Raw genomic sequence first — 25,355 nt, 5'->3', positions numbered from 1 at the left:
CCAGGCCGGGTGTAAGCCGATGACCTCGAATAACGGCCCCCGAGCGGTCGGCCCATTCTCGTCGGCGTTTTTCACGAGCTGGTAACGCGCCGCGCTACGGCGTTCCGGGCTCTGGGCCATGCCTCGTGAATGTGCCACAGGTCACCTTCGACAGACTAGCGGCCGATGGGTCCGTCCGGGACGTTATCGATCGCATCCGCGGGGCATCCTCCCTTGTGGACCGGGACCCCGGCGGCCGTTCTTCGGTCCGCCCATCCGAGGAGGGACGCTTCGATGGGGGAGAAGGTCGTGGCAGGTCAGTTCGACCTGTCCGATCGCCAGCGCTACCGCGAGAAGCTCCGCAGGTGCCTGACGGGCCTGGAGCGACTGCTGGCGGAGAAGCGGTTCGACCGCCCCAAGAACCTCATGGGGCTGGAGATCGAATTGAATCTCACGGGCGCCGACGGCATGCCGAGAATGTTGAATGCGCAAGTCCTCGAACGGATCGCCAGCCGGGACTTCCAGACAGAACTCGCCATGTTCAATCTGGAGGTGAACATCGCTCCGCACCCTTTGAGCGGGCGGGTATTCGACCGGCTCGACGAGGAACTGCGGACCTCGCTCGCATATGCCGACCGAAAGGCCGGTGAGCTCGATGCGGGCATCGTGATGATCGGCATCCTGCCGACGCTGGACCGGGACGACCTGGTCTCCTCGAACCTTTCCGACGTGGACCGTTACGCATTGCTCAACGATCAGATCGTGGCCGCGCGCGGTGAGGACTTCACCCTCGACATCCACGGTGTGGAGCGGCTCAGCTGCACCTCGAAGTCCATCGCCCCGGAGGCCGCCTGCACCTCGGTGCAGTTGCACCTCCAGGTCACGCCGGAGCGCTTCGCGAGCGTGTGGAACGCGGCCCAGGCCGTGGCCGCCGCGCAGATCGCCGTCGGCGCCAACTCGCCCTTCCTGTTCGGCCGGGAACTGTGGCGCGAGTCCCGGCCCCCGCTGTTCCAGCAGTCCACCGACACCCGCCCGCCCGAACTGCAGACCCAGGGTGTGCGGCCGCGCACCTGGTTCGGGGAGCGGTGGGTGAACTCGGCGTTCGACCTCTTCGAGGAGAATCTTCGCTACTACCCGGCTTTGCTGCCCATCTGCGACGACGAGGACCCGCTCGAGGTGCTGGACCGGGGCGGCATCCCCTCGCTCGCCGAACTCGTCCTGCACAACGGCACCGTCTACCGCTGGAACCGCCCCGTCTACGGCATCGCCGACGGCCTGCCCCACCTGCGCGTGGAGAACCGTGTGCTGCCCGCCGGGCCCACCATCACGGATGTCATCGCAAACGCGGCCTTCTACTACGGAGTGGTCCGCGCCCTCGCCGAGGAGAGCCGGCCGGTGTGGACCCGGCTCCCCTTCGAGGCCGCCGCCGCCAACTTCGACGCCGCCTGCAAGCACGGCATCGACGCCCGCCTCACCTGGCCCCGGCGCGGTCGCCTGGGCGGTCTGGGCGAGGTGGACGCGGTCACCCTCGTACGGGACGAACTGCTGCCGCTCGCCGAGGCCGGGCTGGACGCGTGGGGGATCGAACCCGCCGACCGCGACCTGTATCTCGGGGTGATCGAGGAGCGGTGCCGGCGGCGGGTCAACGGGGCCACCTGGCAGGCCGCGACCTTCCACCGCGCCCTGGACACCGGCCTCGGCCGGGAGGCCGCCCTGGCCGCCACCACCCGCCGCTACCGCGAGCTGACGCAACAGGGGGATCCCGTGCACACCTGGCCCGTGGGCCTGCCGGAACCGGTGCCCACCGCCTGACCCACGGTGCGGCCCCCGGGCCGTGCACACAGCCGCTGCCCTCATACTGATCTGACCGATCGGCGATGTGGAGGCAGGTGTGCAGGCGGAGGCGGGCCAGGGGGCCGATTCCCTTCCCGAGCGGAGACTGTCACGCACGACGCTCCGCAACGAGACGCTGCTGGTGCTCGCGCTGTCGCTCGGCGCGAGCGCAGTGTCCGCGCTGATCAGCTTTGTCGGCTCGGTCACCGAACCGGGCGGACTGAAGGACCAGGCGGCCACCCTCAACGCCTCGGCCGCGCCGGGCCGCCCCTGGCTGGACCTGGCCTGGCAGCTCTTCCAGATCGCCACGGCGCTCGTGCCGGTCGCGTTGGTCGCGCACTTCCTGCAGCGTGAGGGCGCGGGTCTGCGTGTCCTCGGCTTCGACCGCACCCGCCCCTGGTTCGACCTCGGGCGCGGAGCGGCGGTGGCGGCGGTCATCGGCAGCAGCGGCATCGCCTTCTACCTGGCCGCGCGGGGACTCGGCTTCAACCTCACCGTGGTGCCGGAGGCGCTGCCCGAGGTGTGGTGGAAGTATCCCGTGCTGATCCTCTCGGCGCTGCAGAACTCCATCGTCGAAGAGGTCATCGTCGTCGGCTATCTGTTGCGCCGGCTCAACCAGCTGGGGTGGACACCGGGCGCCGCGATGGCCGGCAGTGCGGTGCTGCGCGGTTCGTACCACCTCTACCAGGGCATCGGCGGCTTCATCGGGAACATGGTCATGGGGGTGGTGTTCGTGTACCTCTACCGGCGGTGGGGCCGCGTCGGACCGCTGGTGGTCGCGCACACACTGCTCGACATCGGCGCGTTCGTGGGCTACGCGCTGCTGGCCGGCAAGGTGGACTGGCTGCCGACGGCGTGAACCGGCGGCGAAGGGGCGTACGGCAGCGGCGTACGCCCCTTCGCCGTGCCGGGGTCAGACGAGCAGATCGCCCTCGATGACCGTGACGGCCCGTCCGCCGAGCAGCGTGCGCTCGCCGCGCACTTCCGTACGGACGCGGCCGGAGCGCGGTGACGCCTGGAGCCCGGTGAGGGCACTGCGGCCGAGACGCTCGGACCAGTAGGGGGCCAGCGCGGTGTGCGCGCTGCCGGTGACCGGGTCCTCGTCGATACCGACGTTGGGGAAGAAGCAGCGGGAGACGAAGTCGTACCCGAGGGCGGGGTTCTCGGCGCGGGCGGTGGCGATGACACCGCGCCGGGAGTGGGCGGCCAGGGCCTTGAGGTCGGGCCGCAGGGCGCGCACCGTCCGCTCGTCGGCGACCTCGACCAGCAGATCCCCGATGTCCGGCCCGGTGTCGAACGCCGTACGGGGCTCGGCACCCAGCGCCTCGGGGACGCCCGCCGGGATGTCGACCGCGGTGAGCGGAGCCGTGGGGAAGTCCAGGGTGACGGCGCCGTCGTCGCCGGGGGTGGCGATGAGGACGCCGCTGCGGGTGGCGAACCGCACTGGTCCCTGGTGGGCGCCGGTGCTGTGCAGGACGTGCGCGGTGGCCAGAGTCGCGTGGCCGCACATCGCGACCTCGGTGGCGGGGGTGAACCAGCGCAGCACCCAGTCGGCCTCGCCGCCGCCGGGGAGCGGGTGGGCGAAGGCCGTCTCGGCGTGATTGACCTCCAGGGCGATGTTCTGCAGCCGGCCGTCGTCCGGGAAGGCGTCGAGGAGCAGCACTCCGGCGGGGTTGCCGGAGAAGGGCCGGTCGGTGAAGGCGTCCACGATTCGAATCCGCATGGCCCGACGCTACGGGTTAGGGGAAGCAGCAGACCAAGGCCAATCGGCGAGGGCTGGACCGGTCGCCGGGGGAGCGCCTGGCCCGCCGGGGGCATTGCCGTAAGCGGCCTTCCGATATATCGTTGGAGCATCGTGATAGGTCAACGATGGAGTGGAGTGGTTGCGGTGCGTAGCCATGGACACGAGTGCGGACAGGGTCACGGGGGCCCGCGGGGTGGCCGGGGGGACTTCGAGAGGCTGCGCGCGGCCTTCGGTCCCTTCGGACCGGGGGGCCCGGGCGGTCCCTTCGGTCCCGGTTTCGGTCACGGCGGCCCCTGGGGTGGACGAGGACGCGGCGGACCCAGGGGAAGGGCACGGCGCGGTGACGTACGGGCCTCGATCCTGGCCCTGCTGAAGGACCGCCCCATGCACGGCTACGAGATGATCCAGGAGATCGCCGAGCGCAGCGGCGGTGCGTGGAAGCCCAGCCCCGGCTCGGTGTACCCGACCCTGCAGCTGCTGGAGGACGAGGGGCTGATCATCAGCCGGTCGGAGGGCGGCAAGAAGCTGTTCTCCCTCACCGAGGCCGGTCGCACGGCGGCCGGGGAAGGACCCGAGGCTCCCTGGGAGGAGGCCTCGCGCGGGGTCGACTGGGAGGCGCTGAGCGAGATCCGGCAGGCCGGCTTCGGCCTGATGGAGGCCTTCGGCCAGGTGTGGAAGACCGGCAGCAAGGAGCAGCGCGAGAAGGCCCTTGCGGTCATCAACGAGGCGCGCAAGAAGCTGTATTTGATCCTCGCCGACGAGGACTGAGGAGTACTCCCGGCGGTAACCGCACATGGCGAGGGGCGTGACGCAAACCGGCGCGCGCCCTTCGGCGTAAAACGCCCTGATCTCCTTCGCAAGGAGGAGATTCCGGCCCCGGGCGTCCACTTCCCGTGGGACGCCAAGATGCTTCCCGCCGGGGATGTCCCCGTGGCGGGCGACTGATGGGGTGGGCGACGTGCAACCCCGTATCCCCCGGCAGCAGGCCCACCAGCTCCAGGAGCAGGGCGTCCACCGCGCCGACAGCGACGCCAGGCTCAGCGCCGAGCTGGCAGCCGTGGTCGCCGGTGCCCGCCGCAGGGCGGTCCGGGACGGGGACGGCCAGATCGACACCGCCCATCTGCTGCACTCGCTCCTCGAGTCCGACGTCGAGGTGAGGTCCCTCCTGGGCGAGGGGCCGCGGGTGGCGCGGCTGCTCGGCTACCTGGTCCAGCGGAGCATCGGCTACGGCCTGCGCTGGCAGGGCGCCGTGGAGGACTCCGGAAGCGTCCCGGTGGTGACCGAGGCGGCGGGCTTCTCGCCGCTGGCCGCGGGCTGCATGGAGTACGCCCACGCGCGTGCCGCCCGCAACGGCGAAGGGCCGGCGCGCGGCGCGGACCTGCTCGCCGCGCTCGTCGCGGACCCGCAGGCACGCGCCGCCGAGGTGCTCGAACGCGCCGGAATCGACCCCCGCGAACTGTTCACCCGGCTCCAGGCGCCGTCCAGTCGCTGAGACAGGTGCCATAGGGGGTGACGCTCCTGTCGGCGCCTGTCATCATGTGCCGGTGCCTACCTCTGTCAGACCCCGGAACCACAGCGGAAGGGGCGTCGGACTCGGTCTCGCGCTGCTGTCCGCCGTGGCCTTCGGGGGATCCGGTGTCGCCGCCAAGCCGCTGATCGAGGCGGGCCTCGACCCGCTCCACGTCGTATGGCTGCGCGTGGCGGGCGCCGCGCTCGTCATGCTGCCGCTGGCGGTCCGCCACCGGGGGCTACTGAGCCGCAGGCCGGGGCTGCTCGCCGGATTTGGCCTGCTGGCCGTGGCCGGCGTCCAGGCCTGCTATTTCGCCGCCATCTCCCGGATCCCCGTCGGCGTCGCGCTGCTGGTCGAATATCTGGCGCCCGCGCTCGTGCTCGGCTGGGTGCGGTTCGTGCAGCGGCGGCCGGTCACCCGCGCCGCCGCGGTCGGCGTGGTCCTGGCGGTGGGCGGCCTCGCCTGTGTCGTGGAGGTGTGGTCCGGCCTCCGATTCGACCTCCTGGGGCTGCTGCTCGCCCTCGGCGCCGCCTGCTGCCAGGTCGGCTACTTCGTCCTGTCCGACCAGGGCAGCGACGCCGAAGAGGCCCCCGATCCGCTCGGTGTGATCGCCTACGGACTGCTGATCGGCGCCTCCGTGCTGACCGTCGTGGCCCGGCCATGGTCGATGGACTGGTCCGTGCTCGCCGGCAGCGCGGAGATGGACGGCACGCCGGTCGCCGCCTTCGTGCTGCTGGGGTGGATCGTCCTCGTCGCCACGGTGATCGCGTACGTCACCGGGGTGGTGTCGGTGCGCCGGCTCTCGCCGCAGGTGGCGGGTGTCGTGGCCTGTCTGGAGGCGGTCATCGCGACCGTGCTGGCCTGGGTCCTGCTCGGTGAGCACCTGTCGGCCCCGCAGATCGCGGGCGGTGTGGTGGTCCTCACGGGCGCCTTCATCGCCCAGTCCTCGGCCCCGGCGAAGGGCTCCGGGAAGCCGGTGGCCGGCGGCGGGCCGGAACGTGAGTTGTCCACGCCCGGAACGACGGCATAAGGTGCTGATCATGCATGCGCGCGCGCTCGTTCTTCCGCCCCCGGCCGCCTGAGGCGGGCCCTCCGGTACATCCGCCCGGCTGGTCGCCGGGCGTAACGGTGCTGCCCGCAGACGAAGTCCGCGGATCCCGCCGTCCCGGTCCCGGCCGGCACTGATCCGGGATCCCTTCCCGAACTTCCGCGCCCACGCCGCTGCGCGTGGTGCGTGTATCTGCGGAGAGAACACGTGTCGAACGCCGTCTCCGGCCTGCCCGTCGGGCGAGGCCTCCTCTATCTGATCGTCGCCGGTGCCGCCTGGGGCACCGCGGGCGCGGCTGCGTCGCTGGTCTACCGGACCAGCGACATGGGCCCCGTCACCCTGTCCTTCTGGCGCTGCGCCGTCGGCCTGGTCCTGCTGCTCGCCGTCCGGCCGCTGTCCCGCCGCTCCCGGCCCGCCGCCCCCGAGCCGACGGGCCGCAGGGTGCTGCGGGCCGGAGCCACCGGGGTCGGGCTCGCGGTCTTCCAGACCGCCTATTTCGCGGCCGTCTCCGCCACGGGCCTGGCCGTGGCCACCGTGGTCACCCTCGGTGCCGGACCGGTGCTGATCGCGGTCGGCGCCCGGCTGACCATGGGTGAGCGACTCGGACGCGGCGGACTGGCCGCCGTCGCGGGTGCGCTCGCCGGGCTCGTCGTCCTCGTCCTGGGCGGCGGGGAGACGACCGTGGACCCGTGGGGCGTCGTGCTCGCCCTGCTGTCCGCCGCCGGATACTCGGCGATGACCCTGCTCACCCGCTGGTGGGGACGCGACGGCGACACGGACTCCTCCGGCACGACCGTGGGGGCGTTCGCCGTCACCAGTCTGTTGCTGCTGCCGTTCGCCGCGCTCGAAGGGCTGGTGCCGCAGACCGACAACCCTGGCGCGCTGCTGTGGCTGCTGGCGTACGTCGCCTCCGTACCGACGGCGCTCGCGTACGGCCTCTACTTCGCCGGCGCTGCCGTCGTGCGGTCGGCCACCGTGTCCGTGATCATGCTGCTGGAACCGGTGAGCGCGGCGGTGCTCGCGGTCGCCCTGCTGGGTGAGCGGCTCACGGCGGCCACGCTCGTCGGCACCCTGCTGATGCTGGGCTCGGTGGCGGGGCTGGCGGTGGGTGAGGCACGGGGTGCGCGGGCCGGCGGGGGTGAGGCGGAAGCCGTAGCCGTGTGACGGACGGGGGAGAGGCGTGGGCCCTTCCGGCGGGAGGGTCCTCACGGGTCAGTCCGTGGCCCTCACGGGTCAGTCCGTTCGTCGGCGCAGGACGTGCGTGCGTGCTTGTGTGTCGCGCGCCGTCCCGCTCCGCGATCCGGTCGCGGACCGCCTCGGACCGCTTGCCCGCGTACTTGAACTTCGCGCGTACGCCCGTCACCTCGTCTGCCGGTTCGGCCAGAGCGGGTTCGCGGCGCCAGGTGGGTGACCGCCTCGCCGCGCCCAGCGTCGTACAGAAAGTGCAGCGGCTGGATGTACGGCGGTTCTCCCGGGCGTCTCAGGGGGTGGATCAGCTTCACAGGGTCGCCAGGTAGCTGGGCAGCTCGGTGCCGGGGGCCAGATTCGGGTCGGCGAGCGGGGTGTCGTAGCCCTTGCGCAGCGGAACGACTCCGGCCCAGTGGGGCAGGGCCAGATCCTCCGGCTCGTCGTTGACGCCGCCGGTACGGAGCTTCGCGGACACCTCGTTCAGATCGAGGCGGATCACAGCGGTCGCGGCGAGTTCCTTCTTGTCGGCCGGGCGGGAGTCGGCGGCGCGGCCCGGTACGACGTGGTCGACCAGCGCGTCGAGTGCCCGCCGCTTCTCCTCCGCTTCGGTCACGTCGTACGCCAGGCCATGCACCACCACGGAGCGGTAGTTGATCGAGTGGTGGAACGCCGCGCGGGCCAGCACCAGCCCGTCGACATGGGTGACGGTGAGACACACCGGGAGCCCCGGGTCGGCCAGACCCGCCGCACGCAGCGGACGCGACCCGGTCGAGCCGTGGACGTAGAGAACCTCGCCGACCCGGCCGTACAGCGTGGGCAGGACCACCGGCGCGCCGTCCCGGACGAAGCCGAGATGGCAGACGTAGCCCTCGTCGAGTATCGCGTGCACCAGTTCCTTGTCGTAGGCGGCCCGGTCGGGGGAGCGGGTGGGGACGGTGCGCTCGGTGGGCGGGTAGGTGGCGGCGGGCTGCTGCGGCGGCTGGGTCCCCTGCATGGCGCTCTCCATTGCACTAGTGCATAATTGGCTTTGTGCTAGGAGAGTATCGGATCAGTGGGCGGCGTGCAGCGGAGATCTCCGCGAGCATCGAGCGGGCGGTCGGGGAGGGCGCGCTGCAGCCGGGCGAGCTTCTTCCCCCGCTGCGGGAGCTGGCCGAGCGGCTCGGGGTGAATCCGAACACCGTCGCGGCCGCCTACCGGACGCTGCGGGAGCGCGGGGTCATCGAGACCGCGGGCCGGCGGGGGAGCCGGGTGCGGCCCAAGCCGGCCACGACCGCGCGTGACCTCATGCGGGTGGAGGTACCGCCGGGCGTGCGGGACCTGTCCGAGGGCAACCCGGATCCCGCGCTGCTGCCCGCACTCGCCGGGGCCTTCGCCGCGGCGGCCGCCCAGGGCGACCGCGAACCGGTGCTCTACGGGCAGGCGCCCGTGGAGCCCGAGTTGGCCCGTCTGACCCGGGCGGGACTGGACGCCGACGGTGTGCCCGACGGCCCCGTCGCCGTCACCTCGGGCGCGCTGGACGCCCTGGAGCGGGTGCTCATGGCGCACCTCAAGCCCGGGGACGCCGTCGCGGTGGAGGACCCCGGGTGGGGCAGTCTGCTGGACCTGGTCCCGGCGCTCGGCCTGCGGACCGTGCCCGTCGGCGTCGACGACGAGGGTCCGCTGCCCGACGACGTACGCAAGGCGCTGGCGGGCGGTGCCCGAGCGCTGATAGTCACGGACCGTGCGCAGAATCCGACCGGCGCCGCGTTGAGCGCCGCACGCGCCGGTGATCTGCGGTCGGTGCTTGCCGGGCACCCGGAGACGCTGCTGATCGAGGACGACCACGGGCATCACATCGTGGACCTTCCGCTCCACCCCTTGGCTGGGGTCACCCACAGCTGGGCCTTCGTTCGCTCGGCGTCCAAGGCGTACGGCCCCGACCTGCGGCTCGCGGTGCTCACCGGGGACCCGGTCACGCTCGACCGGGTGCGCGGACGGCAGCGGCTCGGGCCTGGGTGGGTGAGCCGGATCGTGCAGCGGGCGGTGGCGCGGCTGTGGAGTGAGGGCGCGGTGGATCCGGTGGCCGTGGCCGGGCGGTACGGGCGGCGCCGGGAGGCGTTGATCTCGGCGCTGGCGGGGCGTGGGGTCGGGGCGCGGGGGGTGAGCGGTTTGAACGTGTGGGTGCCGGTGCCGGATGAGACGGGGGCGGTTGCTCGGCTGCTGCATGCGGGGTGGGCGGTGGCGCCGGGTGCGCGCTTCCGGCTTCGCGCGGAGCCGGGGATTCGGGTGACGGTGTCGGGGCTGGGGGAGGACGAGGTGGGGGTGGTGGCGGAGGCGATTGCGGGGGCGGTCGGGGCGTCGGGCGCGGGGCCTTTGCGGACGTACGTCTGAGGCGCGGTCCTGTTGGTTTCCGGGGTGGGGGCTGGGCGGGGGGTGGTGCGCAGCCCGGCGATGGCGGGGTGCCTCCCCCACTCTCGGCTTCGCTCGAGCGGGGGGACCCCCATCGCCCACCCGTGCCGCCCTGGGGGTACCTCCCAGGCCTTTAAGGCACTGGGGGAGGCACGACTGCCCGCAGCTGCGGTGGCACGACTGCCCGCAGGTACGGCGGCGGGATTGCCCGCAGTTGTGGCGGTGCGGCTATGGGTGCTTTGGTTTTGTCTGGGTCAGGGATGCGCCGGCCAGGACGATTGCTGCGCCTACCGGGGTGGACCAGGACAGTGTTTCGCCGAGGAGGGCGATGCCGGCTGCGGCGGCGATCACCGGGACGAAGTAGGTGACCATCTGTCCGGTCGTCGGGCCGACCTCGGCGACGAGGCCGTACTGGATCAGTACGGCCAGACCCGTGCCCAGCGTGCCCAGTGCGGCGATGGCGAGCAGTGGACCCACGGCGAACGACGTCGGCAGGGAGGTGAACAGCGGGGTCACCACGGCCAGTTGGACGGTGGCGAGCAGAAGCTGACCGCCGGTCAGGGACAGGTTCGAGTGGGTGCTGCCCGCCAGGGTGCGGCGGACGTAGATCCAGCCGACCGGGTAGCTCAGCGAGGCCAGCAGGGCCAGCGCGGTGCCGCGGGCGTCGACGCCCTGGAAGCCCTGCCAGGCGCCCAGCACGGTCAGTACCCCGAGGAAGCCCAGACCCAGCCCCGCCACCCGCACCCGGGTCGGCCGGTCCTCGGACAGGGCCACCAGGGACAGCGCCATCCCCCACAGCGGCGAGGTGGCGTTGCAGATGCCGGCCAGGGTGGACGGGATGGTCAGTTCCGCGAAGGCGAACAGCGAGAAGGGCAGGGCGTTCAGCAGGAACCCGGCGACCGCCAGATGACCCCAGGTGCGGGCACCGCGCGGCAGCCGCTCCCGCCGGACCGCCATCGCGACGGCGAGGACGGCGGTCCCGAAGGCCAGCCGTCCCAAAGTGACCTGGAACGGGGCGTAGCCCTGGGTCCCGACCTTGATGAGAAGGAAGCTGAATCCCCAGATCAGCGACAGGGCGCCGAAACGCAGCCGCCAGTCCAGACGGGGGCGGGGGCTGTCCTGGGCGGTACCGGCCGGGCCCGGTGCGGTGGTAGTCGCGCTGACGCTGCTCATGGACGCAACAATGCTGGACGCATATCTCGTAGCACAATCGAGATTTCGCACGCGGTATCTCGTAGCATCACTTACATGTTGAACCTGGAGCGCCTGCGCACCCTGGACGCCTTCGCCCGGCACGGCTCGGTCACCGGCGCCGCCGAGGGGCTGCACATCACCACGTCGGCCGTCTCGCAGCAGATGGCCAAGCTGGAGCGCGAGGTCGGCCAGCAGCTGCTGGCCAAGAACGGGCGCGGTGTGCGGCTCACGGACGCCGGCCGGCTGCTGGCCGAACACGCCGCGCGGATCCTCTCCCAGGTCGAGCTCGCCCAGTCCGATCTGGAGGCGCAGCGCGGCCAGGTTGCCGGTGAGCTTCGCCTCTCGGCGTTCCCGACCGCCGCGCGCGGGCTGTTCCCGGTCGCGCTCGCGGATCTGCGCGCACGCCATCCCGCGCTGCGCGTGCGCTCACGCGAGCTCGAACCGGAACAGGGCATCCGGGGAGTGGTCCGAGGGGACCTCGATCTCGCCGTCGTGCTCGACTGGTACAACAAGCCGATGCCGCTGCCCGACGGCCTGGTCAAGGCGCCGCTGCTGGACGACCCGGCCGACGTGGCGATTCCGGCCGGCCACCCGCTGGCCGACCGTGACGAGGTGGACCTCGCGGAGTTCGCCGACGACGAGTGGATCACCTGGGGCGAGGGCGAGTTCTGCCACGAATGGCTCATGTTCACCCTCCGTTCGAAGGGGATCGAGCCGGTCGTCGGCCACCGCGCCGCCGAGAGCCACACCCAGCTCGGCCTGGTCGCGGCCGGGCTCGGCGTCTGCATCGCCCCCTTGCTCGGCCGCAACCCGCTGCCCGACGGGGTGGTGACCATCCCCTTGCGCCAGCGCGTGCGACGGCACGTCTTCGTGGTCTGGCGCGCGGACGCGGACCGCCGCCCGTCCATCCGCGCGGCGGTGAGGGCGCTACGGGCGGCCGGGGAACGCGTAGGGGGGACGGCGAACGTGTAGCGGGGGGACGGGGAGCGGCGGGCGGCCTACGGCAGCGTCGGCAGCTTTCTGAAGTCCCAGGACACGATCTTCTCCGGCGTCAGACGCAGCCAGGCGTGCCGCCCGTCATGAGGCATCTCGTCCAGGCCGAAGTTCTTGCGGGCGAACAGGGTCTCGGGTACGTCGAGTTCCGCGCGCAGCTCCCCTGTGCGCGGAATCTCGCCCACGAACTCCACCCGCCCCGACAGCTCCGCGCCGCGCAGCTCGTCGTACTCCTCACCCGTGTCGACCACGATCGCCACCCGGGGATCACGCCGCAGATCCACCCAGCGCCTGCTGCGCACCACGGAGTACAGCCACAGCGAAATCCCGTCCCAGGCGAACCAGAGCGTGCTGACGTGCGGCGTGCCGTCGGCGGACACCGTGGCGACCCGGCAGGTGCGCTGGACGGTCAGGAAATCGTCCAGCTCGCCGGGCGTCATCATGATCTTCCGGCCCCGGCGCTGGGTGGCGGACATATGGTGCTGGGCCCCTTCTTCTCTCATGTCGTGCATGGTGCCGCGTCAGGCGAGGGTGATCGAGTCCCCGCTGACGGTGATCTCCACCGCGGGCAGCGGTTTGGTCGCCGGGCCCCCCTTCACACTGCCGTCGGCGATGGAGAACTTGCTGTTGTGGCACGGGCAGTTGATGACTCCGTCGGCGATGCTCTTCACCGCGCACCCCTGGTGGGTGCAGGTCGCCGAGAACGCCTTGAACTCGCCCGCCGTCGGCTGGGTGACGACCACCTTCCGGTCGGCGAAGACCTTCCCGCCGCCCTCGGGGATGTCGGCGGTCGAGGCGAGCGGCTCGGCACCGGCGGCCGCGTCGCCGCCGCCCGAGCCCCCGGCGGAGCCGGAACCGGCTCCCGCTCCGGAGTCGGCGGAGGAGTTCGACGCGTCGTCGTCCGAGCCCCCGCACGCGGTCAGCGCGACGGCGAGGCCGGCCGCTCCGGCCGCCGCCACGACGGTTCGACGGGCAGGTCCGGACGCGGGCTGAAGCGATGCGGCCATGCTGATGTGTCCCTTCGCGGAGAGCAGATGATCTGTGGAGAGGTACGGTCGGCGGGCCCACGCCGTTCAGGAGATGCCGAGAGCTTGGCGTGCCCGCGGTCGGAAGGGCGTCCATCACAGCACCAGTAGCCTGGGGCGATGCTCAAGGAAGTCATCGCGACCCGTTTCATCGCGCCCCTGCGCGAGGGCGGCTCACTGCCCGGACTGATCGAGGCGGACGACCTGGGGACGTACGTACTAAAGTTCACCGGCGCCGGGCAGGGCCGCAAGACGCTGGTCGCCGAGGTGGTCTGCGGGGAGCTGGCCCGCCGGCTGGGTCTGCGGGTGCCGCGGCTGGTCACCGTCGCGCTCGACCCCGTGCTGGGGCTTGCGGAGCCCGACCAGGAGGTGCAGCAACTGCTCAAGTCCAGCGGCGGCACCAACCTGGGCATGGACTTCCTCTCCGGCGCCCTCGGCTTCGATCCGCTCGCCTTCGAGGTGAGCCCCGAGGAAGCCGGGCGGATCGTCTGGTTCGACGCGCTGGTGAACAACGTCGACCGCTCCTGGCGCAACCCCAATCTGCTCCGGCGGCGCGACGGGCTCTGGCTCATCGACCACGGCGCCACGATGATCTGGCACCACAACTGGCCCGGCGCCGACGCCTCCGCCGCCCGCCCCTACGACGCCTCCGACCACGCCCTGCGGACCTTCGCACCGGACGTCGCTGCCGCCGCCGCGGACCTCGCCCCGCTGGTCACCGAGGACCTGCTGGCCGAGGTCACCGCGGAGATCCCCGAGGTCTGGCTGACGGGTGAACAGGGCTTCGACACGCCGGAAGAACTCCGGCAGGCCTACGCGCGGCCGCTGATCGCCCGCGCCGCCACCGTCCACCAGCGCATCCACGGGCTCGAGGGGGACCAGTGAGCGACCGGCATGTCTATGAGTACGCGCTGCTGAGGGTCGTACCGCGCATCGAACGCGGTGAGTGCGTCAACGCCGGGGTGCTCCTGTACTGCCGGCCCAAGTCCTTTGTCGCGGCCCGCACTCACCTCGACGAGGCGCGGTTGCTGGCGCTCGATCCGACGGCGGATCTGCCCGGCGTGCGGGCCGCGCTGCGCGCGGTCGAGGGAGTCTGTGCCGGTGGGGAGGCGGCGGGGCAGGCCGCGCGGGACGACGCCGGACGGCGCTTCCGCTGGCTGATCGCGCCCCGGTCCACCATCGTCCAGCCCGGTCCCGTGCACACCGGGCTCACCGCCGATCCGGCGGCGGAGGTGGAACGGTTGCTGGATCTGCTGGTGCGCTGACCGGGGGCGCCCGCACGGCACGTCAGAGCCGGCGGCGTCTCACCACGTGTCCGGCCGCGAGGACGGCGCCCGTCACGAACGTCGCGCCGATGCCCACCTCCAGGCCGCTCGGCCCAGAGTCCCAGGCACCGCCCAGCCCGCCCTGCACACCGCGCGTGGGCGCGACGGTGGCGGGTGTCGTGGGCGCCATGGTCGGGGGCGGGGTCGTGGCGGGCGCAGTGGTCGCGGGCGCCGTGGTCACGGGCGGGGTCGTGGCGGGCGTCGTGGTGGCGGGCGGAGTCGTGGCGGGCGCGGACGTTGTCGGTGGCGCGGACGTGGGGGTCGCGGTCTGGGTGGGCGAAGCGGCCGTCGGCGACGGTGACGGTGACTCGGTGGGGGCGGGCGTGGACGGCTCGGGCAGGAACGTGGACGGCTCGGGCAGGAACGTGGACGCGGTGAGGCCACGCCGGGGAAGCGCCTCGCAGGCCAGACCGTCGTCCGGACCGGAGTCCTCGTCGAGCCGGTGCGGATCGCTCCGGTCCAGGTCGAAGAAGGTCTGCGCGTCCTCCTGATAGGTGAAGTCGCCGCAGTCCAGGTCCTGGGCGTGAGCGGGGTGGTCCAAGGGCACGATCGCGGCGAACGCGATCAGAGTGCCTATGGCACCGGTGCGACGGCGCATGGAACGCCTCCTTTCCGGTCGTGGGTGGCTCGCGCTTCGACGCTAGGCCCCGCCGGTCGCACGGGCGCGCAGCGCTGGGCCGATCGGGTGCCCCGCGCCGCCGGCCGCACCGGGCTGAGCGTCCCCGCGCGCAGAAGGTCATCCGCGGGGAATGGATCACACACGCGCGGTGTGCCGTTGACACCGGGTGCCATGGCTTCTAGCGTCACGTCTGCTGAAGGTACTAAGCGGTCGCTCACTCAACTGAGTGCGGCCGCAGGAGCCGCATCCCAAGGGCGAGGAGAAGCAGCAATGTCCACCACTGAGCAGCGGGTCGCGGTCGTCACCGGCGCCGCGCGCGGCATCGGCGCCGCCACCGCCGTACGACTGGCCGCCGAAGGCCGCGCGGTCGCCGTGATCGATCTCGACGAGGCCGCCTGCAAGGACACCGTCGAGAAGATCACCGCCGCGGGCGGGAAGGCCCTCGCGGTCGGCTGCGACGTCTCCGACGAGGCGCAGGTCGAGGCGGCCGTCGCGCGGATCGCCGAGGAGCTCGGCGCGCCCACGATCCTGGTCAACAACGCGGGCGTGCTGCGCGACAACCTGCTGTTCAAGATGAGCGTCTCCGACTGGGACACCGTCATGAACGTGCACCTGCGCGGCGCGTTCCTGATGTCGAAGGCCTGTCAGAAGCACATGGTGGACGCCGGCTTCGGCCGGATCGTCAACCTGTCGTCCTCCTCGGCCCTGGGCAACCGCGGCCAGGCCAACTACTCCGCTGCCAAGGCGGGCCTGCAGGGCTTCACCAAGACCCTCGCCAAGGAACTCGGCAAGTTCGGCGTCACCGCCAACGCCGTCGCCCCGGGCTTCATCGCCACCGAGATGACCAAGGCCACCGCCGACCGCGTCGGCATGGGCTTCGAGGACTTCAAGGCCGCCGCCGCGACCCAGATCCCGGTCGCCCGTGTCGGCGAGCCCGAGGACATCGCCAACGCCATCGCCTTCTTCACCGGCGAGGCCGCCGGCTTCGTCTCCGGCCAGGTGCTGTACGTCGCCGGCGGACCGCTCGACTAGGAAGACCGGAAACATGACTGCTGTGGAACTCTCGGGCAAGGTAGCCCTCATCACCGGCGCCAGCCGCGGCATCGGCTACGGCGTCGCCGAAGCGCTCGTCGCGCGGGGTGACCGGGTGTGCATCACCGGCCGTACCGAGGAGGCCCTGAAGGAGGCCGTCGAGAGGCTCGGCGCCGACCGGGCCGTGTACGTCGCGGGCAAGGCGCACGACGAGGCGCACCAGGCCGTCGCCGTGGAGCGCGCGATGGAGGCCTTCGGCCGCATCGACTACCTGGTCAACAACGCCGGTACCAACCCGGTGTTCGGGGCGATCGCCGACCTCGACCTGAACGTGGCCCGCAAGGTGTTCGAGACCAACGTGATCTCGGCGCTGGGCTTCGCGCAGAAGACCTGGCACGCCTGGCAGAAGGACAACGGCGGCGCGATCGTCAACATCGCCTCCGTCGCGGGCCTCGCGCCCTCGCCGTTCATCGCCGCCTACGGCGTCAGCAAGGCCGCGCTGATCAACCTGACCCAGCAGCTGGCGCACGAGTTCGCGCCCAAGGTGCGGGTCAACGCCATCGCCCCGGCGGTGGTGAAGACCAAGTTCGCGCAGGCCTTGTACGAGGGCCGGGAGGAGGAGGCCGCCGCGGGGTACCCGCTGGGCCGGCTCGGCGTGCCCTCCGACATCGGCGGCGCCGCGGCCTTCCTCACCTCCGACCAGTCGGACTGGGTCACGGGTCAGACCCTGGTCGTCGACGGAGGCATCTTCCTCAACGCCGGCGTGGCCTGACGCGAACGCCCGCGCGCGTGCGCGCGGGCCCGCGCGGAACCCTCCCGACACGGGCGTCCGTTGACGAAAACGGCGCCCGTGTCGGCGGATTCGCACCGCGACGGCGGGTGACAACGTAGTCATCGCGAAGTGGATCAACAAGGGCTGTACACAGGAGGGTCAGCAGGGGTGACACTGCGGTATGGTCTGCCGACCCTTGGTATGGCAGATCGAGGAGCGTGCGCGTGTTCAACCGGAACCGATGCCTGCGGCGGGTGGCGGCCATAGCGGCCATATCGTCCCTGGTAACCGGATGCGGCGTCCTGTCGTCCGACAGCTCGGACGACGAAGGACCGATAATCGTGGGCACCACCAGCTCGCCCAGCACGCTGGATCCTGCCGCCTCCTGGGACAGCTCCTGGGAGCTCTTCCGCAACATCTACCAGACCCTGCTGAGCTACCCGGTCGGTGCCTCCACGCCCCAGCCGGACGCCGCGGAGAGCTGCGAGTTCTCCGACAGCTCCAACCAGGTGTTCCGCTGCGAGCTGCGCGAGGGCCTGACGTTCTCCGACGGCGGCACGCTCGACGCCAAGGCGGTCAAGCACTCCATCGACCGGATCCGGAAGATCAACGTCAACGGCGGTCCCGCCGGTCTGCTCGGCAGTCTCGAACGGGTGCAGGCACCCAGTGAGCGCGAGGTCGTCTTCTACCTCAACAAGCCGGACGCCACCTTCCCGTTCGTCCTCGCCACACCCGCCATGTCGATCGTCGCCCCGGACGCCTACCCGGCGAACGCCCTGCGCGAGGAGAGCGGCGTCGTCGGCTCGGGGCCGTACACACTGCAGTCGTACGACGAGGGCAAGAGGGCCGAACTCGTCCGCAACGACCGGTACAAGGGCTACGCGGACCGCCGGAACAACGCGGTGACCATCCGCTACTTCCAGGACTCCGGCACCATGGTCAAGGCGCTGCGCGAGGACCAGATCCACCTGACCTACCGCGGCCTGGCCGCGAGCGACGTCATCGAGTTCCAGGGCAGGGCCGCCAAGGAGGAGGAGATCCAGCTCGTCGAAGGCAGCGGGACGGACATCAACTACCTGGTGTTCAACCCGAAGGACCCGTGGGCCGGCAAGCAGGAGGTGCGGCAGGCCGTCGCCCAGGTCGTGGACCGCGCGGCGATCGCGCACAAGGTCTACAAGGACACCGTCGACCCGCTGTACTCCATGGTCCCCAAGGGCCTCACCGGCCACACCACCGGCTTCTTCGACGACTACGGCGAGCCCAACGTCAAGAAGGCCCGGGAGATCCTCACCGACGCGGGTATCACCGAGCCGGTCCCGCTCACCCTCTGGTACACCACGGACCGCTACGGCTCCGAGACCGCGCTGGAGTTCAAGGAGCTCGAGCGTCAGCTGGAGGCGTCGAAGCTGTTCGACGTCACCCTCAAGAGCCGCCCCTGGAAGACGTACGTCGAGGGCTACCAGAAGGGCCAGTACCCGGTGTTCGGGCGTGGCTGGTTCCCCGACTTCCCGGACGCGGACAACTTCATCGCACCGTTCGTCGGCAAGCAGAACGCGCTGGGCACGCCCTACGAGGCGACCAAGATCACGACCGAGCTGCTGCCCAGCTCCCGCCGGGAGAGCGACCGCGGCAACGTGGTGAAGCAGTTCGAGGAGGCCCAGCAGATCCTCGTCGACGACGTGCGGCTGCTGCCGCTGTGGCAGGGCCGGCAGTACGTGGCGGCCAGCCGGGACATCTCGGGTGCGGAGCGGGCGCTGGACCCGTCCACCATCATGATGGTGTGGCAGCTCTCCCGGAAGACCAGCTGGTAGGGCCGGGCAGGGCCGGTTGTCAGTGGTCGCCTGTAGGTTCAGTGACCTGGAAGCGACCGCATACGTAAGGACATTGACGTGACCGACATCGCCATGCTGCCCGAGTCCTGGCGCGGGGTTCTGGGCGACGAACTGCAGCAGACCTATTTCAAGGAGCTGACGGAGTTCGTCGAGGAGGAGCGGGCGAACGGTCCCGTGTACCCGCCCCGCGAGGAGGTCTTCGCGGCGCTGGAGGCCACGCCGTACGACAAGGTGAAGGTCCTGGTGCTCGGCCAGGACCCCTACCACGGCGAGGGCCAGGGGCACGGCCTGTGCTTCTCGGTGCGGCCCGGTGTGAAGATTCCCCCGTCCCTGCGCAACATCTACAAGGAGATGCACGCCGAACTGGGCACGCCCATCCCGGACAACGGCTATCTGATGCCGTGGGCCCGGCAGGGCGTGCTCCTGCTCAACGCGGTGCTCACGGTCCGCGCGGGGGAGGCCAACTCGCACAAGGGGCGCGGCTGGGAGCTGTTCACCGACGCGGTGATCCGCGCGGTGGCGAACCGGCCGGACCCGGCGGTCTTCGTGCTGTGGGGCAACTACGCGCAGAAGAAGCTGCCGCTGATCGACGAGAGCCGGCACGTGGTGGTCAAGGGGGCGCATCCCTCGCCGCTGTCGGCGAAGAAGTTCTTCGGGTCCCGTCCGTTCACGCAGATCAACGAGGCGGTGGCCGCGCAGGGCCACGCGCCGATCGACTGGACCCTGCCGAGCGTCGGCTGACACCGCCGGCCGGCTCCGTGCCGGGGCCGCACCCGGCCCGCTCCAGGTGTACCGGAGCGGCTTGTCCGGTGTCGCCCCGGCCTGCGGTTAGCGTCGGGGGACGACAGCGGCGAGCGGCGCGGAGGACAGGGTGGCGGAGCGGCAGGGACAGGCGGCGCCGGACGCCGTACTGACACGGATCGGTCAGGTCGTCATGCTGCACCACGCGGGGGACCGCGAGGAGGCCCGGCACCGATTTCTTGGCCTGTGGGCGGAGATCGGCGAGCACGGCGATCCCCTGCACCGCTGCACACTCGCCCACTACCTCGCGGACACCCAGGACGACCTCGAGCACGAACTCGCCTGGGACCTGCGGGCGCTGACGGCGGCGGAGGAGGCCACGGAGGACCGGCCCGACGCGTACGGATGCTCCGTCGCGGTGCGCGCCCTCTACCCGTCGCTGCACCTGAACCTGGCCGACGACTACGCCCGCCTCGGCCGTCCCGACGCCGCCCGCGCCCACCTCCGCCGGGCTCGCGGCGCGGCCCGCACCCTCGCCGACGACCGCTACGGCGAGGGCGTGCGGGCGGCCATCCGGCGGCTGGAGATCCGGCTGGGCGAGGACGGGGCTTCCGGCGGCTGGGGGCCGCCGAGACAGCGGCCCTAGGGGCCCCAGGGGCCCTTAGGGGGCTGGCCGGCCCTTTTCGTCCGACCCTTCCCGCCGGCCCCGCGATGCCTGGCACGCGGCGGCTAGCAGGCGACGCCCGGCACGCGGCTCGCCGCGTTGCCGAACTGTGCACATGGCCCCGCCACAAGGACCTTCGGGGCCGTGCGATCGCACGCCCCGGATAGCGCGGCCCCTGCCTTCCGGATGGATGGCGGGAAGGGTTGTACAGGCCGGAGGGCGGGGTCACCGCCTTTCGCGTCCGTGCCGACGCGTGTCGTTCAGCGGCCGTAGGTGTCCTGGCAGATGGTCGCCTCCGGGCTGTCCGGGTGCCAGCCTCCGTACTGCCGGCCCAGCGCACAGAGGTCCGGCCGGTCCGGGGGGTTCTGCGCCGGCCGCCCGACATCCGGGAGGTTCGTCGGCGGCCGCGACGGCACGCGCGCGTCGGGCTCGGGACGGGCCGGACGCGGCCGGCTCTCGGAGGGGGTGCTCCGCTCCGGCGGGGCCGTGGGTACGGCGCGGCGCGAGGGCGACGTCGGCTTCCTCGGGGGCCGGGACGGGCCGACCATCTCCAGGGCCTCGCGCGCCGGTGCCTGCACGACCTGTGTCTCGTTCCGCTCGTCCGATCCCGGCCCGGTCCGCTGGGACGGTCCCGTCGCCGGACCGGGGGCGAGGGGACGCTGGACCGTCACACAGCCCGAGAGGGCGGAGAGCGCCACGGTCACCAGAAGCGTTGCTGTGGTCGTCGTTCGTTGCACCCGCGCCACTCTGCTGGCTCCGGCCGCCCGGGAGAGGGCGGACAGGCGCAGCATGCCCCGCACGGGTGATCTCCCACCCCGTACGGGCGCCCCTGCGATGGCGGGGGGTGACGTCAGTCGCCGGTGGCGCCGTCGAGCCGCTCCCGGATCAGGTCGGCGTGGCCGTTGTGCCGTGCGTACTCCTCGATCATGTGGGTGTAGATCCAGCGCAGGCTGTGCCGATCGTCGCCGGACCTGCTGCGGCCCCGGGACGGATCGTCCAGGGCGAAGGCTGCCGCGTTGCGCCGGGCTGCCTCGATCTCGGCCTGCCAGGTGGCGTACGCCTCCTTCCAGGTGTCCGCCTCGGTCATATGGAACTCGCCGTCCGGGTCGGCCTCGCTGTAGTACAGGGGCCTGGCGTCCTCGTCCGCGAGCGCTCTGCGGAACCAGTTCCGCTCCACCTCCGCCATGTGCCGTACCAGGCCCATCAGGGACAGCTCCGAGGGCGGGACCGACGCGGTGCGCAGCTGTTCGTCGGTCAGCCCCTCGCACTTTTGGGCGAGGGTGCTGCGGTGGTAGTCGAGCCACCCCTCCAGCATGGTGCGTTCGTCGGCGTCGACGGCGGGTTCGGTGCGCTCGATCGTCATGCCGCCATCGTGGCCGAGAGCGGAACCCCGCACCAGGGTTTTTCCGTGCCGAGGCCCCTACGCTGCTGCTGTGCGGCTTCGACGGGATCGCCGGACTGTCGCCCGCCGCAGCAGCCGTATGCTTCCCGGACCAGGGCAGGCAATGGCTGGAGGAGAACACCCGTGAAGGTCGGCTGCATCGGACTCGGTGACATCGCGCAGAAGGCCTATCTTCCGGTGCTCGCCGGTCTGCCCGGCGTGGATCTGCACCTGCAGACCCGCACCCCCGCGACCCTGGAACGGGTCGCCGACGGTCTCCACCTCCCGGCCGGTAGGCGCCACGCGGACCTGGACTCCCTCCTCGCCCAGGACCTCGACGCCGCCTTCGTGCACGCGCCGACCCAGGTCCACCCCGAAATCGTGACCCGGCTCCTCGAGGCGGGCGTGCCGACCTACGTCGACAAGCCGCTGGCCTACGAACTCGCCGAGTCCGAGCGGCTGGTGACGCTCGCCGAGGAGCGCGGCACGAGTCTCGCCGTCGGCTTCAACCGCCGCTTCGCGCCCGGTTACGCGCAGTGCGCCGACCACCCGCGTGAGCTGATCCTCATGCAGAAGAACCGGATCGGGCTGCCCGAGGAGCTGCGCACCATGATCCTCGACGACTTCATCCACGTCGTGGACACCCTGCGCTTCCTGGTGCCCGGCCCGGTCGACGACGTGACCGTGCGCGCCCGCACCGAGGGCGGGCTGCTGCACCACGTGGTGCTCCAGCTCTCCGGGGAGGGCTTCACGGCGCTCGGCGTGATGAACCGGCTCAGCGGATCGGCGGAGGAGATCCTGGAGGTCTCCGGGCAGGACACCAAGCGTCAGGTGGTCAACCTCGCCGAGGTGATCGACCACAAGGGCCAGCCGACCGTGCGGCGGCGCGGGGACTGGGTGCCGGTGGCACGGCAGCGCGGCATCGAGCAGGTGGTGCTCGCCTTCCTAGACGCGGTGCGCGAGGGCCAGGTGCTCAGTGCCCGGGACGCCCTGGCGACCCATGAGCTGTGCGAGCGGGTGGTACGAGCGATCCACGAGCGCCCCGCCTGAACCGCACCGCCCCGGTCAGGCCCCAGGCCGCGAGGACCAGCAGCGCCGCGTACAGCGGCCAGTCGCCGAAGCGGACGTAGAGCGTGGTGCCGTGTGCCAGCGGCACCTCGTAGACCTGGGCGGCGGCGGTGTCCGTGCCGAGCCGGGGGCCGACGCGTCCGCCGTCCGGGCCGTACACGGCGGAGACGCCCGTCAGGGTCGCGTGCACCATGGGGCGGCCGGTCTCCGCGGCGCGCAGCGCGGCCAGCGAGGCGTGCTGCCCGGGCGCCCAGCTCTGCTGGAACGTCGACGTGGAGGACTGGGCGAGCAGCACATCGGCGCCGTCCTGCGCGAGATGCCTGCTCATGTCGGGGAACGCCGACTCGAAGCACACCATGGGACCGATCCGCAGCCCGTTCCCCGCGTCCATCACCACCTGCTCGGACCCCTTCCTGCGGTCCTCACCGGCCGCCTCGCCGACCGAGGTCGCCCAGCCCAGCACGGAGCGGGCCGGGATGTACTCGCCGAACGGGACCAGCCGCATCTTGTCGTACCGGTCGCCGGTCGGGCCGTCCGGGCCGATCAGGACCGAGCTCTTGTAGATGCCGGGTTTGTCGGAGCGCCGCGCGTCCACGTTGGCCAGGATCCGTGCGCCCGTCTCGCGGGACAGCGCGGCCAGCCGCCGCGCGAGGTCGGGACGGTCCCCGAGGTCGAAGCCGACGCTGCTCTCGCCCCAGACGATCAGGCCGATGTCCTGGCCGGCCAGCTCGCGCGTGAGCCGCTCCTCGCGGTCGAAGCGGCGGTCGGCGCTGTCCGCCCCGGACACGACTCCGGGCTGCACGAGCGCGATCCGCGCCCGGTCGTCGGTGTCCGGGCGCGGCGCCCAGAGCCAGGCGGCGGAGGTGGCCGCGGCCGCGGCCACCAGCCCGGCCACGGCCGGCACCCGGGCCTGCCGGACCGCGATCAGTACGGCCACGGCGACGTTCAGGGCCACGATCAGGAAGCTCGCCAGCCATACCCCGCCCACCGACACGAGCCGCAGCGCGGCCCCTACCTCCCACTGGCTCGCACCGAGCACACCCCAGGGACCGCCGAGCCCCTCCCAGGAACGCACCAGTTCGATCGCCAGCCAACCCGAGGGCACCACGACGAGCGCGGCGGCGACCCTTCCCCGCGAGGGCACTCCGCCCAGCAGCCGCCGCACCAGCCACCCCCACGGCGCCCACAGCACGCCGAGCAGGGCGGCGATGACGAACGTGAACACGTGCAGGTTCGGCAGCAGCCAGTGGTGCATGGCCAGCATGAAGCCGAACCCGCCCCACCAGCCGTCGAAGGCCGCCCGCCTGCCCGTCGGAGCGGTACGGACCAGCAGGATCCAGGGGACGAGGGCGACGTAGGCGAACCACCACAGGGACGGTGCGGGAAACGCCAGGACGGGCAGGGCGCCCACGACCGCGGCGACGGTCGAGCGGCGCCACGGGGAGGCGAGCCAGTGGCCGAGCGACTTCATGGACGCCTCCCTACCCCGTGGTGCCTCCAGTGTGCGTCCCGAGGCCGATCCGGCACAGTGCACTCCGGTTCAGTTGATCACAGGAGCCGCCCGGCGCTCCGGAGCACGGCGCCACTTCTCCCGCAGGACCACCTCGCTCAGCCGCCAGCCCTCGTCCGTGCGCAGCATCGCGAAGGCGCACCGCCCGCCGCACACAAAATCCGGCGCGGCGGACATGCCGTCCCGCCCGGTGCGGCCCATCGGGCTCACGTAGTCCGCCTGCACCTGTGCCGTATCACCGGTGTCCTGCTCCCAGACCCCGAACCGCACCCGCCGGTTGACGATCAGATGCTGCCGCACGGGGAACGCCCCGAGGCTCTCCGCCAGCCATCCGGCCACCGCCCCGGCGTCCCCCTCGATACCGCCGGCCGAGCGGTAGTCCGCTCGCCCGCCCGGGGTGAACAGCCCTCGGTACGCCTCCCAGTCACCGTCGTCCACGGCCACCGCGTACTCGGTGACGAGCCCGTCCACGGCCAGCCGGTCCCTCATGGTCGCGAGCTCCACACGCTGCGTCATCGGCTCAGTGTTGGCCATGGGACGAGCGGAGCCAAGGGGCGTGCGCGGATTCCGCCCAGAAGATCCCGATCGGCGCTCAGATCGACATCCTCCCGCCGTCGCCCCCGACCGTGCCGGGCGCGAAGCAGGACGACAAGTAAGGTTCGCGTGGCTGCACCTTTGTGCCACGGGTGGCCCGTCTGCAACCAGACTACCGAGCAAGGCGGTTGTAGACAGGGCAACTATGCGCGGGTGCAGGTCTCCCCGGACCGGCGCGCCGCTGTCTCGTGCTCTTCGCCAGGAGGTACTCATGAAGCGTCTGGTCACGGTGGTCACCGGCGGCGGCCGGGGGATCGGGGCCGCGACCTGTCTGCGGCTCGCAGCCGAGGGACAGGACGTGGTGGTGAACTACGTACGTGACTCTGCCGCCGCCGAGGGGGTGGCGGACGGTGTACGGGCGGCCGGGGCCCGTGCCGTGACCGTGCGCGCGGACACCTCCGTCGAGGCGGAGGTCGAGCGGCTGTTCGAGGCGGCGGAGCGGGAGCTCGGGCCCGTGACGGGGTTGGTGAACAACGCGGCGGTGACCGGCCCGCTGGGGCGGTTCACCGAGGCGAACGATGCTGTGTGCGCGGCGGGCCGCCCAGCTGATGGTTCCCCGGGGTGAGGGCGTCATCGTGAACGTCTCGTCGGGCGCGGCCACGCTGGGCAGCCCGAACGAGTACGTGCACTATGCCGCGACCAAGGCCGCCGTCGACGCGCTGACCGTGGGGCTGTCCAAGGAGCTCGGCCCGGACGGGATCCGGGTCAACGGGGTCGCCCCGGGTCTGATCGACACGGAGATGCACGCCGCCATGGGGGCCCCGGACCGGGTCCGGGAAATGGCCGGAAGCATTCCGCTGCGGCGGGCGGGACGGGCGGAGGAGGTCGCCGCGGCCGTGGCGTGGCTGATGTCGCCGGACGCCTCGTACACCACGGGGGCGGTGCTGAGGGTCGCGGGCGGACGCTGACGCGCGG

The 25,355-nt window shown here is 71.9% G+C and carries 26 protein-coding genes and 1 pseudogene; 17 read left to right on the top strand and 10 right to left on the bottom strand.

Features of this window, described 5'->3' with window-relative positions; all coding sequences use genetic code 11:
* The first annotated feature begins 273 nt into the window (after positions 1-273).
* Positions 274-1,791 carry a glutamate-cysteine ligase family protein gene (locus AB0L56_RS26650; RefSeq protein ID WP_361024196.1) on the top strand — a complete coding sequence of 506 codons (1,518 nt, stop codon included), beginning with the start codon at positions 274-276 and terminating at the stop codon, positions 1,789-1,791.
* 79 nt (positions 1,792-1,870) lie between these two features.
* Positions 1,871-2,671: a type II CAAX endopeptidase family protein gene (locus AB0L56_RS26645; RefSeq protein WP_365427338.1), complete on the top strand. Its 801-nt coding sequence runs from the start codon at positions 1,871-1,873 to the stop codon at positions 2,669-2,671.
* A gap of 54 nt (positions 2,672-2,725) precedes the next feature.
* Here AB0L56_RS26645 and AB0L56_RS26640 read toward each other — a convergent pair whose 3' ends face one another.
* Positions 2,726-3,535, bottom strand: coding sequence for a PhzF family phenazine biosynthesis protein (locus tag AB0L56_RS26640; RefSeq protein ID WP_365427335.1), 810 nt, complete (start codon positions 3,533-3,535; stop codon positions 2,726-2,728).
* A gap of 165 nt (positions 3,536-3,700) precedes the next feature.
* Here AB0L56_RS26640 and AB0L56_RS26635 point away from each other — a divergent pair, with 165 nt between their 5' ends.
* The 4 genes from AB0L56_RS26635 to AB0L56_RS26620 all read left to right on the top strand — a co-directional run bounded on the left by AB0L56_RS26635 (position 3,701) and on the right by AB0L56_RS26620 (position 7,278).
* Positions 3,701-4,324, top strand: a complete 624-nt coding sequence (locus tag AB0L56_RS26635) for a PadR family transcriptional regulator (protein ID WP_365427332.1) — start codon at positions 3,701-3,703, stop codon at positions 4,322-4,324.
* Positions 4,325-4,514: 190 nt separating this feature from the next.
* Positions 4,515-5,048, top strand: a complete 534-nt coding sequence (locus AB0L56_RS26630; RefSeq protein ID WP_361024184.1) for a Clp protease N-terminal domain-containing protein — start codon at positions 4,515-4,517, stop codon at positions 5,046-5,048.
* 46 nt (positions 5,049-5,094) lie between these two features.
* Positions 5,095-6,096 carry an EamA family transporter gene (locus AB0L56_RS26625; RefSeq protein WP_365427328.1) on the top strand — a complete coding sequence of 334 codons (1,002 nt, stop codon included), beginning with the start codon at positions 5,095-5,097 and terminating at the stop codon, positions 6,094-6,096.
* 225 nt (positions 6,097-6,321) lie between these two features.
* A complete protein-coding gene (locus AB0L56_RS26620; protein ID WP_361024178.1) occupies positions 6,322-7,278 on the top strand; it encodes an EamA family transporter in 957 nt (318 codons plus the stop codon).
* Between the two features lie 334 nt (positions 7,279-7,612).
* Here AB0L56_RS26620 and AB0L56_RS26615 read toward each other — a convergent pair whose 3' ends face one another.
* Positions 7,613-8,296 carry a pyridoxamine 5'-phosphate oxidase family protein gene (locus tag AB0L56_RS26615; RefSeq protein ID WP_365427324.1) on the bottom strand — a complete coding sequence of 228 codons (684 nt, stop codon included), beginning with the start codon at positions 8,294-8,296 and terminating at the stop codon, positions 7,613-7,615.
* Positions 8,297-8,331: 35 nt separating this feature from the next.
* On the opposite strand from AB0L56_RS26615, the gene AB0L56_RS26610 reads away from it, so the two are divergent.
* Positions 8,332-9,672 (top strand): aminotransferase class I/II-fold pyridoxal phosphate-dependent enzyme, encoded by a 1,341-nt coding sequence (locus AB0L56_RS26610; RefSeq protein WP_365427321.1) that lies wholly within the window; start codon positions 8,332-8,334, stop codon positions 9,670-9,672.
* A gap of 246 nt (positions 9,673-9,918) precedes the next feature.
* Here AB0L56_RS26610 and AB0L56_RS26605 read toward each other — a convergent pair whose 3' ends face one another.
* Positions 9,919-10,863: a DMT family transporter gene (locus tag AB0L56_RS26605; protein ID WP_365427318.1), complete on the bottom strand. Its 945-nt coding sequence runs from the start codon at positions 10,861-10,863 to the stop codon at positions 9,919-9,921.
* A 75-nt stretch (positions 10,864-10,938) separates the two neighbouring features.
* On the opposite strand from AB0L56_RS26605, the gene AB0L56_RS26600 reads away from it, so the two are divergent.
* Entirely contained in the window at positions 10,939-11,856 is a 918-nt protein-coding gene (locus AB0L56_RS26600) for a LysR family transcriptional regulator (protein ID WP_365427315.1), read from the top strand.
* A 26-nt stretch (positions 11,857-11,882) separates the two neighbouring features.
* Here AB0L56_RS26600 and AB0L56_RS26595 read toward each other — a convergent pair whose 3' ends face one another.
* Both AB0L56_RS26595 and AB0L56_RS26590 read right to left on the bottom strand, forming a co-directional pair.
* Positions 11,883-12,353: a pyridoxamine 5'-phosphate oxidase family protein gene (locus AB0L56_RS26595; protein ID WP_361024294.1), complete on the bottom strand. Its 471-nt coding sequence runs from the start codon at positions 12,351-12,353 to the stop codon at positions 11,883-11,885.
* 45 nt (positions 12,354-12,398) lie between these two features.
* Entirely contained in the window at positions 12,399-12,884 is a 486-nt protein-coding gene (locus AB0L56_RS26590) for a Rieske (2Fe-2S) protein (RefSeq protein ID WP_361024163.1), read from the bottom strand.
* 138 nt (positions 12,885-13,022) lie between these two features.
* On the opposite strand from AB0L56_RS26590, the gene AB0L56_RS26585 reads away from it, so the two are divergent.
* A complete protein-coding gene (locus tag AB0L56_RS26585) occupies positions 13,023-13,787 on the top strand; it encodes a HipA family kinase (protein WP_361024160.1) in 765 nt (254 codons plus the stop codon).
* Complete coding sequence (locus AB0L56_RS26580) at positions 13,784-14,167, top strand: DUF3037 domain-containing protein (RefSeq protein ID WP_361024157.1); 384 nt, start codon at positions 13,784-13,786, stop codon at positions 14,165-14,167. Before AB0L56_RS26585 ends, AB0L56_RS26580 begins: the two co-directional genes overlap by 4 nt.
* Before the next feature lie 22 nt (positions 14,168-14,189).
* Here the strand turns inward: AB0L56_RS26580 and AB0L56_RS26575 are convergent, their stop codons facing one another.
* Positions 14,190-14,825 carry an excalibur calcium-binding protein gene (locus AB0L56_RS26575; protein ID WP_365427311.1) on the bottom strand — a complete coding sequence of 212 codons (636 nt, stop codon included), beginning with the start codon at positions 14,823-14,825 and terminating at the stop codon, positions 14,190-14,192.
* Positions 14,826-15,116: 291 nt separating this feature from the next.
* On the opposite strand from AB0L56_RS26575, the gene fabG reads away from it, so the two are divergent.
* The 5 genes from fabG to AB0L56_RS26550 all read left to right on the top strand — a co-directional run bounded on the left by fabG (position 15,117) and on the right by AB0L56_RS26550 (position 19,869).
* Entirely contained in the window at positions 15,117-15,878 is a 762-nt protein-coding gene (gene fabG, locus AB0L56_RS26570; RefSeq protein ID WP_361024151.1) for a 3-oxoacyl-ACP reductase FabG, read from the top strand.
* Positions 15,879-15,891: 13 nt separating this feature from the next.
* Complete coding sequence (locus AB0L56_RS26565; RefSeq protein WP_361024148.1) at positions 15,892-16,650, top strand: SDR family oxidoreductase; 759 nt, start codon at positions 15,892-15,894, stop codon at positions 16,648-16,650.
* Positions 16,651-16,874: 224 nt separating this feature from the next.
* Positions 16,875-18,461: an ABC transporter substrate-binding protein gene (locus AB0L56_RS26560; RefSeq protein WP_365427307.1), complete on the top strand. Its 1,587-nt coding sequence runs from the start codon at positions 16,875-16,877 to the stop codon at positions 18,459-18,461.
* A gap of 78 nt (positions 18,462-18,539) precedes the next feature.
* Positions 18,540-19,223: a uracil-DNA glycosylase gene (gene ung / locus AB0L56_RS26555; RefSeq protein WP_361024142.1), complete on the top strand. Its 684-nt coding sequence runs from the start codon at positions 18,540-18,542 to the stop codon at positions 19,221-19,223.
* Positions 19,224-19,353: 130 nt separating this feature from the next.
* Entirely contained in the window at positions 19,354-19,869 is a 516-nt protein-coding gene (locus tag AB0L56_RS26550; RefSeq protein WP_365427303.1) for a hypothetical protein, read from the top strand.
* Positions 19,870-20,147: 278 nt separating this feature from the next.
* Here AB0L56_RS26550 and AB0L56_RS26545 read toward each other — a convergent pair whose 3' ends face one another.
* Entirely contained in the window at positions 20,148-20,624 is a 477-nt protein-coding gene (locus AB0L56_RS26545) for a hypothetical protein (RefSeq protein WP_365427300.1), read from the bottom strand.
* Positions 20,625-20,737: 113 nt separating this feature from the next.
* Complete coding sequence (locus tag AB0L56_RS26540; protein ID WP_361024133.1) at positions 20,738-21,250, bottom strand: DinB family protein; 513 nt, start codon at positions 21,248-21,250, stop codon at positions 20,738-20,740.
* 162 nt (positions 21,251-21,412) lie between these two features.
* On the opposite strand from AB0L56_RS26540, the gene AB0L56_RS26535 reads away from it, so the two are divergent.
* Positions 21,413-22,318, top strand: coding sequence for a Gfo/Idh/MocA family oxidoreductase (locus AB0L56_RS26535; RefSeq protein WP_365427296.1), 906 nt, complete (start codon positions 21,413-21,415; stop codon positions 22,316-22,318).
* On the opposite strand, the gene lnt is transcribed toward AB0L56_RS26535, so the two are convergent.
* Complete coding sequence (gene lnt / locus AB0L56_RS26530; protein ID WP_361024127.1) at positions 22,242-23,807, bottom strand: apolipoprotein N-acyltransferase; 1,566 nt, start codon at positions 23,805-23,807, stop codon at positions 22,242-22,244. The genes AB0L56_RS26535 and lnt overlap by 77 nt on opposite strands.
* Positions 23,808-23,876: 69 nt before the next feature.
* Positions 23,877-24,362 carry a nuclear transport factor 2 family protein gene (locus AB0L56_RS26525; RefSeq protein ID WP_365427292.1) on the bottom strand — a complete coding sequence of 162 codons (486 nt, stop codon included), beginning with the start codon at positions 24,360-24,362 and terminating at the stop codon, positions 23,877-23,879.
* 289 nt (positions 24,363-24,651) lie between these two features.
* Between AB0L56_RS26525 and AB0L56_RS26520 the strand changes: the two are divergent.
* Positions 24,652-25,348: pseudogene (locus tag AB0L56_RS26520) on the top strand (SDR family oxidoreductase).
* Positions 25,349-25,355 lie beyond the last annotated feature (7 nt).

The organism is Streptomyces sp. NPDC052079, assembly GCF_040680275.1.
Lineage (GTDB): Bacteria > Actinomycetota > Actinomycetes > Streptomycetales > Streptomycetaceae > Streptomyces.
This window is presented reverse-complemented; position numbering and strand designations above follow the sequence as displayed.